Consider the following 15,038-nt stretch of genomic DNA (forward strand, 5'->3'; position numbering starts at 1 on the left):
CGATCAGGCCTTCGCGATCGTCTGTTCGATGGCGCCGAAGATCGATCGGCCGTGCGCATCGGTGACGTCGATGCGCACGATGTCGCCGAACGACAGGAACGGCGTGGACGGCTTACCGTCGCGCAGCGTTTCCACCGTGCGCTGCTCGGCCAGGCACGAGGCGCCCTTCCCCGTGTCTTCGTTGGCGATGGTGCCGGAACCCACCAGGGTGCCGGCCGTAAGCGGACGGGTCTTCGCCACATGGGCCACCAGCTGCGCGAAGTCGAACTGCATGTCGACCCCGCACTCCGCTTCGCCGAACCAAGCCCCGTTGATCCATGTGCGCATGGGCAGGTGCAGTTTCTCGTCGCGCCATGCATCGCCCAGTTCGTCGGGGGTGACAAACACCGGCGACAAGGCGGAACGGGGCTTGGACTGGAGGAAGCCAAACCCCTTGGCCAGCTCGGCCGGGATCAGGCCACGCAGGGAAACGTCGTTGACCAGACCCACGAGCTGAATGTGGCCGGCCGCCTGTGTGGGCGTGACACCCATCGGCACGTCGTCGGTCACCACCAGCACCTCGGCCTCGAGATCGATGCCGAATTCCTCGCTGGGCACCACCACGGGATCGCGCGGCCCGAGGAAGCCGGCGCTGGTGGCCTGGTACATCAGCGGGTCGGTGTAGAACGACGCCGGCACTTCGGCTCCACGCGCCCGGCGCACCCGCTCCACATGGGGAAGGTAGGCGCTGCCGTCGACGAACTCGTAGGCGCGCGGCAGCGGCGCCGCGAGCTTCGCCACGTCGAGATCGAACGCGTTGTCCGCGCTGCCGCCGTTCAACGCTTCCGACAATGCATTGAGGCGCGGCGCCACCGCATGCCAGTCGTCGAGCGCGGCCTGCAGCGTCGGAGCGATGCCGGTTGCCTTCACGGCGCGGGCGAGATCGCGGCTGACGACGACGAGCGTGCCGTCGCGGCCGCCTTCCTTGAGTGACGCGAGTTTCATGCGGTTCCTTGGTCTTTCAGTGGGCCGACGGATCGAAGTGCTTTTTCAATCCGCGCCAGCATTCGTAGTAGTCGCCTTGCAGCGCCTTCGACTCGAGGGCCTGCCGGCTGGGCCGGATGACCTTGCGGGTTTCGAACATGAAGGCCATGGTGCCGACAATATGGTCCGGACGCGAGGTGTCGGCGCCCGACGCCTTCTCGAAGCTGGCCGCATCGGGCCCGTGGCCGCTCATGCAATTGTGCAAGCTGGAACCGCCCGGCACGAACCCGCCCTCCTTGGCATCGTAGGCCCCGTCGATCAGCCCCATGAATTCGCTGGCCACGTTGCGATGAAAATAAGGCGGCCGGAACGTATGTTCGGCCACCAGCCAGCGCGGCGGGAAGATCACGAAGTCCATGTTCGCCACCCCCGGCGTGTCGCTGGCCGAGGTGAGCACGGTGAAGATCGACGGATCGGGGTGATCGACCGCGATCGAACCGATGGTGTTGAATCGGCGCAGGTCGTACTTGTACGGCGCGTAGTTGCCGTGCCAGGCCACGACGTCGAGCGGCGAGTGATCGGTGCGCGCGCTCCAGAGCGCGCCCTGGAACTTGGCCACGAGGGCGAAGTCGCCATCGACATCCTCATAGGCCGCCACCGGCGTGAGGAAGTCGCGGGGATGCGCCAGCCCGTTCGCACCGATCGGACCAAGATCCGGCAGGTGCAGCGGCGCGCCGAAGTTCTCGGCGACGTAACCGCGTGCCTCGCCATCGGGCAGTTCCACCAGGAAGCGAATGCCCCGCGGCACCACCGCGATTTCCAGCGGAGCCACGTCCAGCACGCCCAGTTCGGTGCGGATGCGCAACCGGCCCTGCTGCGGAACGATCAGCAGTTCGCCGTCGGCGTCGTAGAAGTAGCGCCCCTCCATCGAACGGTTCGCCACATACAGGTGGATGCCTACGCCGGCCTGCTCGGCCGCGCCGCCGTTACCACCCATGGTGAGCAGTCCGTCGAGGAAGTCGCACGGTTCGGAGGGTATGGGCAGCGGATTCCAGCGAAGCTGGTTCGGCGTGGCCGGCGCCTCGTCGAAGCGGTTATGGAACGTGGCATGGTCCATGGCCGCGAAGGGCGAATGCTGCGCGGCCGGGCGAATGCGGTACAGCCAGCTGCGCCGGTTGCGATGGCGCGGCGCGGTGAACGCGCTGCCCGACAGTTGCTCGGCATAAAGACCCCTCGCCACGCGCTGCGGCGAGTTCTGCCCGACGGGCAGCACGCCTTCCACGGCTTCGGTAGCGAACTCGTTGCCGAAGCCGGTCTGGTACCCGCGGGTATCGTCGGTGTGGCTCATCGTGGCGGCCCGCTATCAGAGGACGCCGCGGCGCATCTGGTCGCGCTCGATCGACTCGAACAACGCCTTGAAGTTGCCGTTGCCGAAGCCCTCGTTGCCCTTGCGCTGGATGATCTCGAAGAAGATCGGGCCGATGTTGTTCTGCGTGAAGATCTGCAACAGCAGCTTCTTCTTGGTTTCGTCGTCGGCGTCGATGAGGATCTTGCTGGCCTGCAGGCGCGGCACGTCTTCCCCATGGTCGGGCACGCGCGCGTCGATCACTTCGTAATAGGTGTCCGGCGTGTCGAGGAAGGCGACGTCCCGCGCACGCATGGCTTCCACCGATTCGTAGATGTTGTCGGTGAACAGCGCGATGTGCTGGATGCCCTCGCCGTTGTACTCGCGCAGGTATTCGTTGATCTGCGATTTCTCGTCGGACGACTCGTTGAGCGGAATGCGCACCAGGCCGTCCGGCGCGGTCATGGCTTTGGACACCAGACCCGTCTTCGCGCCCTTGATGTCGAAGTAGCGGATCTCTCGGAAGTTGAACAGGCGCTCGTAGTAATCCGACCACTTCTCCATGTTGCCGAAGTGCAGGTTATGGGTCAGGTGGTCGATGAAGGTGAGGCCGAAACCCTTCGGATGGCGATTGACGCCCGGCAGCCATTCGAACTCGGCATCGTAGACGTCGCCCTTGGCGCCGTAGGTGTCGATCAGGTAAAGCGCCGCGCCACCGATACCTTCGATGGTCGGAACGTCGAGCGCGAGCGTCTCGGGCCGGAAGGCGACCTTCTGCGCACCATTCGACAGCGCGGTGGCCTGCACCTCGGCAGCCGGACGGTTGAAGCGGATGGCAAAGCCGCAGGCGCACGGGCCGTGCTTGGCGACGAAGTCGGCCGCGAACGAATCCGGCTCCTCGTTCACAAGGAAATTGCAGTCGCCCTGGCGGTAGAGCGTGATCTTCTTCGTTTTGTGCTTCGCCACCGCCGTGAAGCCCAACTTCGGAAACAGCGTGTGGAGCATCGCCGGATCGGGCGCGGCGAACTCCACGAACTCGAAACCGTCGACTCCCTGGGGATTTTCGAAGGTGGTGACCTGCATACCGATATTGGGCTGGGCGCTCATGGGCGATACTCCTGGCGACGGGGGCGGCTTCACGCCGTATAGTCCCGATTTATAGTTTCACCTGTAACCATTTGCAAGGACCAGTGCAGCATGACCTCCGACGCCGTCCCCGCCCATGCCCCCCTGGAGCTGGAAAACTTCCTGCCCTACCGGCTCTCGATCCTGTCGAATACGGTAAGCCAGTCGATCGCGGAGGAATACACCGGCCGCTTCGAGCTCAGCATGACGGAATGGCGTGTCATGGCGGTGCTGGCCCGTTTCGCCGATCTTTCGGCCCGCGAAGTGGCCGAGCGTACCCGCATGGACAAGGTAGCGGTGAGCCGGGCCCTTGCCCGGCTGGTGGAGGCAGGTCGGGTGGACCGCAGCATCCACGACGGCGACAAGCGCCGGTCGGTGCTCAAGCTGTCCGAGGCCGGCTGGGCCATCCACGACGAAGTGGCGCCGTTGGCCCGCGAACACGAGCGCGAACTTCTGGCACGCCTGGACGTGGCAGAGCGGGAGCAGCTGAACCGTATTCTGGATAAGCTGCTGGCCCCTTAAAACCGCTGCGGAGAGCCACTGTGGGAGCCGCTTCAGCGGCGATCCCGCGGCAGCGGGCAACCTTGCCGCGAGCACCCATCGCCGCTGAAGCGGCTCCCACACAAGGCCGGCGTCTGGACTGAAGGTCCTACTTCACCCCGTGCATCAGCCGGTTGATCAGCGGAGCGATCAGGAACAGCAGGATGCCCGCACCCACCAGCAGTTCGAAGCTGAAGGTGAATCCAGAAAGCGCCGAGCCAACCGTCATGCCGGTCTCGCCGCTGATGTGGCCTGCAAGCAGACCCGACAGGTTGTTGCCGATGGCGGTGGAAAGGAACCAGCCGCCCATGGCCAGGCCCACCACGCGGATGGGCGCCAGCTTGGTAACCATCGACAGGCCGATGGGCGACAGGCACAGCTCGCCGATGGTCTGCAGCACGTAGCACGCCGCCAGCGGCCAGAACGGAATCAGCCCCTGCCCGTCCACGAGGCTCTTCAGCGCATACATCAGCACGAGGAAGCCCAGCGCGTTGAAGATGAGGCCGAGACCGAACTTGCGCGGAATCGAGGGTTCCTTGCGGAATTTCGCGGACCAGCCCCATGCGAGCGCCACCACCGGCGCGAAGACGAGGATCGCCGCCGAGTTCACCGACTGGAACCAGCCGGTGGGGAATTCCCAACCGAACATCTGCCGATCGACGATGTTCTGCGCCAGGAAGTTGAACGAACTGCCGGCCTGTTCGAAGAACATCCAGAACAGCACATTGAACGCGAAAAGCACCAGCATGGCGATAACGCGATGGATCTGGATGCGGTCGTGCCGCACGGCTTCGACGACCAGCATCACCGCCACGCCGATGAACAGCACACCCAGCAGCCATGCGATGAATACCGCGCCGGCCTGCGCCATCAGCAGGTACACGAGTGGAATGGCCACGAGGACACCGACGATCACCGCGATGAGGTTCTTGCCCTCGTGTCGCTCCGGCGGCGGCACGCCCACGCCGAGCAACTGCTTCTTGCCCAGCAGGAACCAGATGAAGCAGATGGCCATGCCGATGCCGGTCGCGGCGAAAACCACCTTGTAGTTCTGCTGCAGCGGCGTATCGGTGATCACCGAGGCAAGCCAGCCGGTCACCAGCGGCGCGAGGAATCCGCCCAGATTGATGCCCATGTAGAAGATGGTGAAACCGCGGTCGCGGCGGTCGTCACCCACGGGGTAGATCTGTCCCACCAGGGACGAGATGTTCGGCTTGAAGAGACCGTTGCCCACGATGACAGTGGCGAGGCCGGCGAGGAACACCTGCTGGTTGGGCACCATCACCATGAACAACCCGCTGCCCATGACCAGCGCGCCGAGCAGGATGGAACGCTGGTAACCGAGGATGCGGTCGGCCACCCAGCCGCCGAAGATCGCCGAGGCATAGACCAGCGCGAGATAGGCGCCGTAGGTACGGCTGGCGTAACCCTGGCCCGATGCGTCGCCCTGGAAGAACTCGGCGACGATGTACAGCGTGAGGGCCCAGCGCATGCCGTAAAAGGCAAAGCGCTCCCAGAATTCGGTCATGAACAGCATCCAGAGCGGACGCGGGTGACCCATGGTTTGCGGGTAGTCGGGCACGGGCCGGGCGGCGGCTGGGGCGGTCGGTGTCATGGCTTCCCTTGGGAACGGTTCGTGCAGGTTGTTTAGCCGGACCGAGCCGATGCGTCAAATTGTGGGAGCCGCTTCAGCGGCGATGGGGAGCTTGCGGCAAGGCTGCCCGCTGCCGCGGGATCGCCGGCAAAGCCGGCTCCCACAGGGATACGTCACGTCCCCAAGATCGTCCGCACTTCGATCAACTCGGGAAAGAAACTCTGCTCCAGCGCCTTGCGCAGGAAGGCCACGCCGGACGATCCGCCGGTGCCCTGGCGGAAGCCGATGATGCGCTCCACCGTCTTCATGTGACGAAAGCGCCAGAGCTGGAAGGCTTCCTCGATATCCACGAGTTCCTCGCTCAGGTGGTATTCCGGCCAGTATTGCGTGGTGTCTTCGTAGATCCGCTTGAACACAGGCAGCAAGGCGGCCTGGCTGACCCAGGGCTGCGTCACGTCCCGCTCCATCAGGTCCGCCGGCACGGGATGGCCGCGCCGGGCCAGGTAACGCAGGAATTCGTCGTACAGCCCCGGCGCCTCGAACGTGGCCCGCAGGCGATCGTGGGCCACGGGGTCGTGCTCGAACACGCGGAGCATGTCGGCGTGCTTGTTGCCGAGGATGAACTCCACCATCCGGTATTGCAGCGACTGGAATCCCGACGATGGCCCCAGCACGTCGCGGAATTGCAGGTACTCGGCCGGCGTCAGCGTTTCCAGCACGCCCCACTGTTCGTAAAGCTGGCGCTGCACTTGCTTGACGCGGGCAAGGATCTTCAGCGTGCCGTTCACGTCGTCGGCCCGCAGGCGGACCAGCGCGGCCTCCAGCTCGTGGATCATCAGCTTCAGCCACAGCTCGGAGGTCTGGTGCTGGATGATGAACAGCATCTCGTCGTGGTGCGCGGGTTCGCTGCGCGGATGTTGCGCCGAGAGCACCTGGTCGAGCTTCAGGTACTCCCCATAGGTGAGGCGCCCGTCGAGGTCGGTGCGGATGCCGGATTCGAGGTCGCGCTGCGGATTGGCCATGGGACGCTTTCACATTGAGAGGGGTTGACAAGGCCGGAAAACCGCGCCGCAGAGCCGTTGGCGCGGCAATGGAGGCCGCAATCATGCTGCGCCGTACCTTGCCGGGTGATAATACCCCTGATATCTAGTCCGGCTCGCAAGAACACAAAGCCGTGTCGCGCCCCGCTGGATGGGCCTGGCCGCTTCCCCCGTCGTGCGTGTCGTTTCTAACCATCCCCTGGGAGCGAGTCGTGTCCATCGCCGCCAAGTTCGAAATCGAATACCTGCAATACCTTGACCAGGACGGCAAGGAAACCGGTAAGGAACTCCCCGAATTCGCCAAGGACCTCGACCACATGGTCGAGCTCTACAAGCTCATGGTGTCCACCCGCGTGTTCGACGCCAAGTCGATCGCGCTGCAGCGCACCGGCAAGCTGGGCACCTACGCCTCCTGCCTGGGCCACGAAGCCGCGCACGTCGGCATCGGCAGCGCCATGCGCCGCGAGGACTCCCTGGCCGTCTCCTATCGCGAATACGGCGCGCAGCTGTATCGCGGCGTGAAGCCGCGCGAGGTGTACACCTACTGGGGCGGCGACGAGCGCGGCAACGACTTCGCCGACGCGCCCGCGCACGACTTCGCCTGGTGCGTGCCCATCGGCACGCAGTGCCTGCACGCCGCCGGTTCGGCGCTCGCGTTCAAGATCCGCAACGAGCCGCGCGTGGCGGTCTGCACGATCGGCGACGGCGGTTCGTCCAAGGGCGACTTCTACGGCGCCATCAACGTGGCCGGTGCGCAGCAGCTGCCGCTGGTGGCCGTGATCGTGAACAACCAGTGGGCCATTTCGGTGCCGCGCCGCATCCAGAGCGGTTCCGGCACGCTGGCCCAGAAGGGCATCGCCGCCGGCCTGTACTGCATCCAGGTGGACGGCAACGACATCATCGCCGTGCGCAAGGCGATGGAAGACGCGCTGGAGCGCGCCCGCTCCGGCAACGGCGGCAGCGTGATCGAGGCCGTCACCTACCGCCTCGGCGACCACACCACCGCCGACGATGCCCGCCGCTACCGCGGTGAGCAGGAAGTGAAAGATGCCTGGGAGCGCGACCCGGTGCCGCGCCTGCGCAAGTGGCTCGAAGCCAAGGGCAAGTGGGACGACGCGAAGGAAGAGGCCTGGAAGGCCGAATGCGACGACTGGATGGACAACGAGGTCAACGCGTACCTGGAAACGAAGAACCAGCCGGCGACGGCCATGTTCGATTACCTGTACGCCGAACTCCCCGCCGACCTCGAAAAGCAGCGTGAACTCGTTGCTTCCCTCGATCGCAAGTAAGGATTCCTTCCCATGGCACAAATCACTCTCATCGAAGCGGTGACCCAGGCCCTCGCCTACGAGATGCGCAACGACGACAGCGTCGTGGTGCTCGGCGAAGATGTCGGCGTGAACGGCGGCGTGTTCCGCGCCACGCAGGGCTTGCAGGAACAGTTCGGCGAAATGCGCGTCATCGACACGCCGCTGGACGAAGGCACCATCGCCGGCCTCACCGTCGGCCTCGCCGCGCAGGGCATGAAGCCCGTCGCGGAAGCGCAGTTCGAAGGCTTCATCTATCCGATGATGGAGCACATCGCCTGCCACGCCGCGCGCATGCGCAACCGCACCCGCGGCCGCATCACCGTGCCGGCCGTGTGGCGCGCCCCGTGGGGCGGCGGCATCCGTGCTCCCGAGCACCACTCGGAAGCGAACGAGCACCTGTTCACCAACATCCCCGGCCTGCGCGTGGTGATGCCGTCGTCGCCCGCCCGTGCCTACGGCCTGCTGCTCGCCGCCATCCGCGATCCGGATCCGGTGATCTTCTTCGAGCCGAAGCGCATCTACCGCCAGTACAAGGAAGAAGTGCCCGACGACGGTGAGGCCCTGCCGCTCGACGTCTGTTTCGTTCTGCGCGACGGCACCGACGTGACCCTGGTGACCTGGGGCGCACAGGTGAAGGAATGCCTCGAGGCCGCCGACGAACTGGCCGAGAAGGGCATCAGCGCCGAAGTGATCGACGTGGCCACGCTCACGCCGCTCGACTTCGACACCATCGCCGAGTCGGTGACCAAGACCGGTCGCTGCGTCATCGTGCACGAAGCCCCGAAAACCGCCGGCTTCGGTGCCGAGATCGCCGCCCGCCTGTCCGAGGAGTGCCTCTACAGCCTGCTCGCGCCGGTGGAACGCGTCACCGGTTTCGATACGCACATTCCGCTGTTCCGCCTGGAAATGAAGTACCTCCCCAGCGTCGAACGCATCGTCGAAGCCGCCGAGCGCACGCTCGCCGCCTCCTGAGGAAACCTTAAGACATGGCCGACATCAAGACCTTTTACCTGCCGGACCTCGGCGAGGGCCTGCCCGACGCGACCGTCGTCGAGTGGCACGTGAAGGAAGGCGACACCATCAAGCTCGACGCCCCGCTGGTGTCGATGGAAACCGCGAAGGCCGTCGTCGATGTGCCGTCGCCCTACTCCGGCACCGTGAAGAAGCTGCACGGCGCCACCGGCGACATCATCGAAACCGGCGCCGCGCTGGCCGACTTCGAGATCGACCCGAACGCACGCCAGCGTGCCGAGGCCGAATCCACCGGCCATCACCATGGCCCGAAGAAGGGCGTGGGCAGCCAGGCGCCCGACGATGCCAGCAAGGTCATCGCCTCGGACGACGGCGGCGAGATCGAGTCCGGCAATGGCGGCGATCGCGAAGACGAAGGCACCGTGGTCGGCGCCATGATCAGCGGCAACGCGGTGCACACCGAACAGGTGAGCAGCGCCGGTGGTGTGAAGGCCGTGCCGGCCGTGCGCGCGGCCGCCAAGAAGCTGAAGGTCGACCTCACCCGTGTGCAGCCCACCGGTGCCGGCGGCGTGATCACCATGGCCGACGTGAAGAACGCCGCCGCGAACGGCAGCGCCGCCCTCGGCGCCGCTCCGTCCCGCCCGGCCTCGGCCCAGCACCTCGCCCCCACCCTGCCCGAACCGGGTCCGGCACCGCAGCGCACCGCCGTGTCGCAGGCCGGCAAGGCCGTTCGCACCGCGCCCCCGGGCAAGGACGCGATGGGTCAGCCGGAGCAGCTCAAGGGCGTCCGTCGCAACATGGCCCGCGTGATGGCCGAGGCACACGCCAATGTCGTGCCGACCACCATCGTCGACGACGCCGACCTGCATGCATGGATCGGCAAGCAGGACATCACGGCCCGCCTGATCCGCGCCATCGTCGTGGCCTGCAAGGCCGTGCCCGCGCTCAATGCCTGGTTCGACGGCAAGAACCTGAGCCGCACGCTGCATCCGCACGTGGACATCGGCATTGCCGTGGACACCGAAGACGGCCTGTTCGTGCCGGCCCTGCGCAACGCCGACGTACTCGACGGCGCCGGCATCCGCGCCGCGATCAAGCGCCTGCGCAGCTCGGTGGAAGACCGCAGCATTCCGGCATCGGAACTCTCCGGCTACACCATCAGCCTGTCGAACTTCGGCATGTTCGCCGGCCGCTACGCCACCCCGGTGGTCGTTCCGCCGACCGTCGCCATCATTGGCGCCGGCAAGCTCAGCCACGACGTCGTGGCGGTGATGGGCGGCATCGAGGTGCACCGCCGCATGCCGCTGTCGCTCACCTTCGACCACCGCGCCGCCACGGGCGGGGAAGCCGCGCGCTTCCTGAAGGCGATGATCGACGACCTGGGTCTGCCGAACTAAAAGCATCGCCGATAAATCGGCTCCCACACAGAGCGCCACTCGCTTTGTGTGGGAGCCGCTTCAGCGGCGATGGGTGCTCGCGTGTCGCCTGCCACGGCGCCCGACTCCCGCGAAACTCGCGGTATCCTTCCCGCCATGCTCAACAACGACACCCTCCGCAGCATCCGCTACATGCTCGACCTCGGCGAGGTCCACGTCGTCGAGATCATGAAGCTCGCCGGCTTTCCCGCCACGCGCGAACAGGTGGAACCGTGGCTTCGCAAGGAAGACGAGCCGGGCTTCGTCGAGATGCCAGACGCCGCCATGGCGCACTTCCTCGACGGCCTCATCGTGCATCGTCGCGGCCGCGACGAAAGCCAGCCGCCCCGCCCCGTGGAAACCCGCGTCAACAACAACGTGGTGCTGAAGAAGCTCCGCGTAGCCTTCGAACTCAAGGAAGACGACATCCTGGCCATCATGGCCGAGGCCGGCTTCCGCGTGTCCCGCGGCGAGATAAACGCGCTCTTTCGCCAACCCAAGCACAGTAACTTCCGCCTGTGCGGCGACCAGTTCCTGCGCAACTTCCTGAAGGGGCTCACGCAGCGGCTGCGCGGGGCGTGAACTCCGTCGCCCCTGCGAAGGCAGGGGCCCAGTGACTCCACGCCCGATCGTGCCGCAAGGCGCTGGATTCCCGCTTTCGCGGGAATGACGAGCGGTGTGGGAATAATGAGAGGAAGATCGTCGTCCCTGCGAAAGCAGGGACCCAGGGACGCTACGCCCGATCGTGCCGTGAGGCGCTAGATTCCCGCTTTCGCGGGAATGACGAGCGGTGCGAAAAGACGGAAGTACCTAACCGACCTGCACGGAGCCCTCACGCGGGCGCCCCGCGGTCGGAGCTAGCATGCGCCGACCTTCAAGGGAGGCCCCGCCATGCATCACAGCAGACTGTGCGCACTCGTTCTCGACTGCCAGGACGGCGACCTTGCCAGCGCCGCCGAGTTCTGGAGCCAGGCGCTGGGCAAGCCCATCAAGAGCACGGACGAGGAAGGCGACGGCAAGTACGCCACGCTGGAGACCGCGCAGGACGAACTGCAGATCCTCCTTCAACGCGTGGACCACCCAAGCCGGGTGCACCTGGACATCGAGGCCGACGATCAGGACGCCGAGGCCGACCGGCTCGAGAAGCTCGGGGCGAAGCGCATCGGCTTCGTCAAACGATGGTGGGTCATGGAGGCACCGACCGGCCATCGCTTCTGCATCGTGCGCAAGCAGGCGGAGGAGTTCGGGCCGCACCTCAACCGGTGGGATTGATGCCTGCGGGCTTGTGTGGGAGCCGCTTATGCGGCGATGGGCGTTCGCCGTCCGGCTTGCCCGCTGCCGCGGGATCGCCGCTGAAGCGGCTCCCACAATGGGTTCGCAACGATTTACAGTGCGCGCTTTTTCCAGACCATCTGGCGAACGATGAGCGCCAGCACGAGCACGGCGACAAACGCCCCGTAGCCGTAAAGCGCCGGCACCACCTGTTGCCAGATCGCGCCGCTCTTGGGGCCGAACTGGTCGGCGGCCGGCAGTTCGACGCCATCGTACGCCAGCAAGGCTGCCTGGAACGCGGCGACGGTCGCCGCGAGCAGGGCAAGCACGTCGAAACCACGACGCGTCGCGTTCTTCGGCAGCGACTTCGGATAAGCCCAATACGCCCAGCCCAATACGATCAGCCAGGGGGCGAGCAGCAGGATCGCGAGATAGCGCATGTCAGGGCCTCTGCCCCGAGGCCTGCGCGGCCTTCGCGGCAGCCTCCTCGGCGGTGGCGGAAGCGAGCGCGTCGAGCGCCGCACGCAGGCGCTCCGAAGCCCCGGTGCGAGCGGCAGCGTCCGGGTACGAGTCACCGGTGGCCACCACTTTCCCATCCACCAGCCATGCGAGGCGGTCGCCTTCCGATGCGATGTTCGCCTGCGCACCACCCAGCGTCGACAACGTCTGGCGCAAGGCACCGGCGGCCTTCGGATCGGTGAACGGCACCGACAGCAGCAGCTCCTCGCCATCCGCGCCGAACAGGCGGAAGCGGAAGGTGCCGTCGCTGTCGCGGAAGCTGGCGAGGCGCGGCGGCTTCGCCTTCGGCGCCTCCGGCGTGGCGCTTGCCTGATGCGCGACCGGCTTGTGACGCGCGCTGCGCAGCCCCACGGCCTCGCGAAGCGTTTCCACCAGCGGCCCGGCGATGGCACGCGCCTTGGCGGCACCGGCGAGCAGGATGTCTTCCATCTGCCCGGGGCTGGCCATCAGCGCGTCGTAGCGCTCGCGCATCGGTGCCACCTCGGCGTCCACACGCTCGAAAAGCACCTGCTTGGCTTCGCCCCAGCCCAGGCCACCATGCAGCGCCTCGGCGAACGCCGCGGTTTCCGCTGGCGACGCGAAGGCCTTGTAGATGGTGAACAGCGCGGAATCCTCGGTGTCTTTCGGCTCGCCGGGGGCGCGCGAGTCGGTGACGATCTTCATGATCGCCTCGCGCAGCGCCTTCGGACCACCTTCGAACAGCGGGATGGTGTTGTCGTAGCTCTTGGACATCTTGCGCCCGTCGAGACCAGGCAGGGTGGCCACCTGTTCCTCGATCAGCGCCTCGGGCATCACGAAGAACTCGCGGCCGTAGGTATGGTTGAATCGCTGCGCGATGTCGCGCGCCATCTCGATGTGCTGGATCTGGTCGCGCCCCACCGGCACCTTGTTCGCGTTGAACGCGAGAATGTCGGCCGCCATCAGCACGGGATACATGTAGAGGCCGGCGGTGACACCCGCATCGGCGTCTTCCTGGTTCTCGATGTTGCGATCCACGGCCGCCTTGTAGGCATGGGCGCGATTCAGCAGGCCCTTCGACGTGACACAGGTGAGCAGCCACATCAGCTCGGGCACTTCCGGCACGTCGGACTGACGGTAGAAGGTGGTGCGTTCCGGATCGAGCCCCGCGGCGAGCCAGCTGGCCGTGATCATGAGGCGGGAGGCTTCCACGCGGTCGGCATCGTCGCTCTTGATCAGGGCGTGGTAGTCGGCCATGAAGTAGAACGCGTCGACGTTCGGGTCCCGGCTGGCCTGGATGGCCGGCCGGATGGCGCCGACGTAGTTGCCGAGGTGCGGCGTGCCGGTGGTGGTGATGCCGGTGAGGACGCGGGTGTGCATAGGGAAGCCTGATACTCGAACGGGCGGAAACCGGTCGAGTGTAGCCCGCGTGGCCGCCGGGCGGCGACCCTGCCGCGTGGCAGGTTGCCGCGCCCCGCAGGCAGGCGTCTTTGTGGGAGCTGCTTCAGCGGCGATGGGCGCTCGCCGCAAGGATGCCCGCTGCCGCGGGATCGCCGGCATAGCCGGCTCCCACAAGGCCTCAGCGCATCAGGGTGGACTTGCCGAACAGCGATTCCACGAGATCCACCGCCAGCTTCGCCGTCTGGTTGCGCTTGTCGAAGGCGGGGTTCAACTCCACGATGTCCAGCGAGCCTACGCGGCCGGTGTCCGCGATCATTTCCATGCAAAGCTGGGCTTCGCGATAGCTGGGACCGCCGCGCACGGTGGTACCCACGCCAGGGGCGATCGACGGATCGAGGAAATCGACATCGAAGCTGATGTGCAGGTGGGTGTCTTCATCGACCCCGGCGAGTGCCTCTTCCATCGCGGCTTTCATGCCGATCTCGTCGATGTAGCGCATGTCGTAGATATCGAGCCCCACCTCGTGCACGAAGCGCTTTTCGCCCTCGTCCACGGAGCGAATGCCTATCTGGCGGAACACGTCGGGGGTGGTGGCGGGCACCGTGCCGCCGATATGCGTGAGTGCATCGGGCCCGTAGCCGCAAAGACAGGCCACGGGCATGCCGTGGATGTTGCCCGACGGCGTGATCTGGCTGGTGTTGAAGTCCGCATGGGCGTCGAGCCAGAGCACGCGGAGCTTCTTCCCCGTTTCCCGGCAATGGCGGGCCACGGCGGAAATGGACCCGATGGCGAGGCAATGGTCGCCACCCAGCATCACCGGCAGGTGGCCCTCCGCCAGCGCGGCGTGGATCGCCTCGTGCACGGCGGTGTTCCATGCCACGACGGCGTCCAGGTGGCGATAGCCGTCCGTCGGCGGCTGCCACGGGTTCAGCGGTCCGGAGAGGTTGCCGCGATCCACGACATGCATGCCGCGCTTCGCCAGGCGTTCCGCCAGGCGGGCCACGCGAAGGGCTTCGGGCCCCATGGAACTGCCGCGGTGGCCGGCACCGATATCAGTGGGGACGCCGACGAGGGCGACCGAACGGGTGATAGGACTCATAAACGGGACGACTCAGAGAGATGGATGTTCCTGGACCAGCGGGCGGGCTTCGGCACGCCAAGCGTCGGCACTGCCCTCGAGCAGCCGTACGTTGCTGTATCCCAGCGACTGCAACGTGTCGCGGGCGCGCGACGCGCGCTTGCCCGACTTGCAATAGACCACGACTTCCCGATCGTGCGGAATGCCAAGCACGCCATGGCGCGCCGCCACGTCGTCCACGGGAATGTTCAGGGCGCCCGCGAGGTGGCCATCGCCGTATTCCTTCGGTGTGCGCACGTCGAGGAGCAACGGAGCGGCGTGCGACGCCATGAGGCGGGCCAGCGCCTCCCGGGAAACGTCCTGCGCCCACGCGGCAGGACAAAGCAGCAGGGTGGCGAAGAGAAGAGGTGCGCGAAAGCCAGTCATTCCCGAAGTCTACACCGGGGCATGCAACGGGCTGGTTGCAGTGCAGCAGCCTGGCCGTCGGCGCAAGCACCGGGTCCGGC

15 protein-coding genes are annotated in these 15,038 nt (G+C 66.2%); 6 read left to right on the forward strand and 9 right to left on the reverse strand.

Annotated features, from left to right (window positions below; translation table 11 throughout):
- Positions 1-3 precede the first annotated feature (3 nt).
- The 3 genes from HBF26_RS04935 to hppD are packed head-to-tail and all read right to left on the reverse strand — an operon-like array spanning position 4 to position 3,415.
- Positions 4-984: a fumarylacetoacetate hydrolase family protein gene (locus HBF26_RS04935; protein WP_167123680.1), complete on the reverse strand. Its 981-nt coding sequence runs from the start codon at positions 982-984 to the stop codon at positions 4-6.
- 16 nt (positions 985-1,000) lie between these two features.
- Positions 1,001-2,311: a homogentisate 1,2-dioxygenase gene (hmgA, locus tag HBF26_RS04940; RefSeq protein ID WP_167123682.1), complete on the reverse strand. Its 1,311-nt coding sequence runs from the start codon at positions 2,309-2,311 to the stop codon at positions 1,001-1,003.
- Positions 2,312-2,326: 15 nt separating this feature from the next.
- Positions 2,327-3,415: a 4-hydroxyphenylpyruvate dioxygenase gene (gene hppD / locus HBF26_RS04945; protein WP_167123684.1), complete on the reverse strand. Its 1,089-nt coding sequence runs from the start codon at positions 3,413-3,415 to the stop codon at positions 2,327-2,329.
- Between the two features lie 90 nt (positions 3,416-3,505).
- Between hppD and HBF26_RS04950 the strand changes: the two genes are divergently transcribed.
- Positions 3,506-3,955, forward strand: coding sequence for a MarR family winged helix-turn-helix transcriptional regulator (locus HBF26_RS04950; protein WP_167123686.1), 450 nt, complete (start codon positions 3,506-3,508; stop codon positions 3,953-3,955).
- 127 nt (positions 3,956-4,082) lie between these two features.
- On the opposite strand, the gene HBF26_RS04955 is transcribed toward HBF26_RS04950, so the two are convergent.
- On the reverse strand, positions 4,083-5,588 hold the full coding sequence (locus tag HBF26_RS04955) for a peptide MFS transporter (RefSeq protein WP_167123688.1): 1,506 nt from the start codon (positions 5,586-5,588) through the stop codon (positions 4,083-4,085).
- Between the two features lie 152 nt (positions 5,589-5,740).
- The gene (locus HBF26_RS04960; RefSeq protein WP_167123690.1) at positions 5,741-6,589 is read right to left on the reverse strand and encodes a tryptophan 2,3-dioxygenase; all 849 of its coding nucleotides are present in this window, start codon (positions 6,587-6,589) and stop codon (positions 5,741-5,743) included.
- A 230-nt stretch (positions 6,590-6,819) separates the two neighbouring features.
- Between HBF26_RS04960 and pdhA the strand changes: the two genes are divergently transcribed.
- The 5 genes from pdhA (at position 6,820) to HBF26_RS04985 (ending at position 11,576) form a co-directional block, all read left to right on the forward strand.
- Positions 6,820-7,896, forward strand: coding sequence for a pyruvate dehydrogenase (acetyl-transferring) E1 component subunit alpha (pdhA, locus tag HBF26_RS04965; RefSeq protein WP_167123692.1), 1,077 nt, complete (start codon positions 6,820-6,822; stop codon positions 7,894-7,896).
- Positions 7,897-7,908: 12 nt separating this feature from the next.
- A complete protein-coding gene (locus HBF26_RS04970) occupies positions 7,909-8,889 on the forward strand; it encodes an alpha-ketoacid dehydrogenase subunit beta (protein ID WP_167031742.1) in 981 nt (326 codons plus the stop codon).
- A gap of 14 nt (positions 8,890-8,903) precedes the next feature.
- On the forward strand, positions 8,904-10,286 hold the full coding sequence (locus tag HBF26_RS04975; RefSeq protein WP_167123694.1) for a dihydrolipoamide acetyltransferase family protein: 1,383 nt from the start codon (positions 8,904-8,906) through the stop codon (positions 10,284-10,286).
- 135 nt (positions 10,287-10,421) lie between these two features.
- Positions 10,422-10,886 carry a YehS family protein gene (locus tag HBF26_RS04980; protein WP_167124366.1) on the forward strand — a complete coding sequence of 155 codons (465 nt, stop codon included), beginning with the start codon at positions 10,422-10,424 and terminating at the stop codon, positions 10,884-10,886.
- A 309-nt stretch (positions 10,887-11,195) separates the two neighbouring features.
- On the forward strand, positions 11,196-11,576 hold the full coding sequence (locus HBF26_RS04985) for a VOC family protein (RefSeq protein ID WP_167123696.1): 381 nt from the start codon (positions 11,196-11,198) through the stop codon (positions 11,574-11,576).
- A 113-nt stretch (positions 11,577-11,689) separates the two neighbouring features.
- On the opposite strand, the gene HBF26_RS04990 is transcribed toward HBF26_RS04985, so the two are convergent.
- From HBF26_RS04990 to HBF26_RS05005, 4 genes are all read right to left on the reverse strand, one after another.
- A complete protein-coding gene (locus tag HBF26_RS04990) occupies positions 11,690-12,016 on the reverse strand; it encodes a hypothetical protein (protein WP_167123698.1) in 327 nt (108 codons plus the stop codon).
- A gap of 1 nt (position 12,017) precedes the next feature.
- Positions 12,018-13,433, reverse strand: a complete 1,416-nt coding sequence (locus HBF26_RS04995; RefSeq protein ID WP_167123700.1) for a tryptophan--tRNA ligase — start codon at positions 13,431-13,433, stop codon at positions 12,018-12,020.
- A gap of 199 nt (positions 13,434-13,632) precedes the next feature.
- Positions 13,633-14,553 (reverse strand): arginase, encoded by a 921-nt coding sequence (rocF, locus tag HBF26_RS05000; protein ID WP_167123703.1) that lies wholly within the window; start codon positions 14,551-14,553, stop codon positions 13,633-13,635.
- A gap of 12 nt (positions 14,554-14,565) precedes the next feature.
- Complete coding sequence (locus HBF26_RS05005; protein ID WP_167123705.1) at positions 14,566-14,958, reverse strand: rhodanese-like domain-containing protein; 393 nt, start codon at positions 14,956-14,958, stop codon at positions 14,566-14,568.
- Positions 14,959-15,038: the final 80 nt, after the last annotated feature.

It is taken from the genome of Luteibacter jiangsuensis, assembly GCF_011742555.1.
In the GTDB taxonomy this organism is placed as follows: Bacteria; Pseudomonadota; Gammaproteobacteria; order Xanthomonadales; family Rhodanobacteraceae; genus Luteibacter; species Luteibacter jiangsuensis.

Coding starts and splice junctions, on each gene's coding strand:
- HBF26_RS04970 (WP_167031742.1), top strand. CDS start 7,909: ATGGCACAAATCACTCTCATCGAAGCGGTGACCCAGGCCCTCGCCTAC.
- HBF26_RS05005 (WP_167123705.1), bottom strand. CDS start 14,958: ATGACTGGCTTTCGCGCACCTCTTCTCTTCGCCACCCTGCTGCTTTGT.
- HBF26_RS04955 (WP_167123688.1), bottom strand. CDS start 5,588: ATGACACCGACCGCCCCAGCCGCCGCCCGGCCCGTGCCCGACTACCCG.
- HBF26_RS04935 (WP_167123680.1), bottom strand. CDS start 984: ATGAAACTCGCGTCACTCAAGGAAGGCGGCCGCGACGGCACGCTCGTC.
- hppD (WP_167123684.1), bottom strand. CDS start 3,415: ATGAGCGCCCAGCCCAATATCGGTATGCAGGTCACCACCTTCGAAAAT.
- HBF26_RS04950 (WP_167123686.1), top strand. CDS start 3,506: ATGACCTCCGACGCCGTCCCCGCCCATGCCCCCCTGGAGCTGGAAAAC.
- HBF26_RS04960 (WP_167123690.1), bottom strand. CDS start 6,589: ATGGCCAATCCGCAGCGCGACCTCGAATCCGGCATCCGCACCGACCTC.
- HBF26_RS04975 (WP_167123694.1), top strand. CDS start 8,904: ATGGCCGACATCAAGACCTTTTACCTGCCGGACCTCGGCGAGGGCCTG.
- hmgA (WP_167123682.1), bottom strand. CDS start 2,311: ATGAGCCACACCGACGATACCCGCGGGTACCAGACCGGCTTCGGCAAC.
- rocF (WP_167123703.1), bottom strand. CDS start 14,553: ATGAGTCCTATCACCCGTTCGGTCGCCCTCGTCGGCGTCCCCACTGAT.
- HBF26_RS04990 (WP_167123698.1), bottom strand. CDS start 12,016: ATGCGCTATCTCGCGATCCTGCTGCTCGCCCCCTGGCTGATCGTATTG.
- HBF26_RS04995 (WP_167123700.1), bottom strand. CDS start 13,433: ATGCACACCCGCGTCCTCACCGGCATCACCACCACCGGCACGCCGCAC.
- HBF26_RS04980 (WP_167124366.1), top strand. CDS start 10,422: ATGCTCAACAACGACACCCTCCGCAGCATCCGCTACATGCTCGACCTC.
- HBF26_RS04985 (WP_167123696.1), top strand. CDS start 11,196: ATGCATCACAGCAGACTGTGCGCACTCGTTCTCGACTGCCAGGACGGC.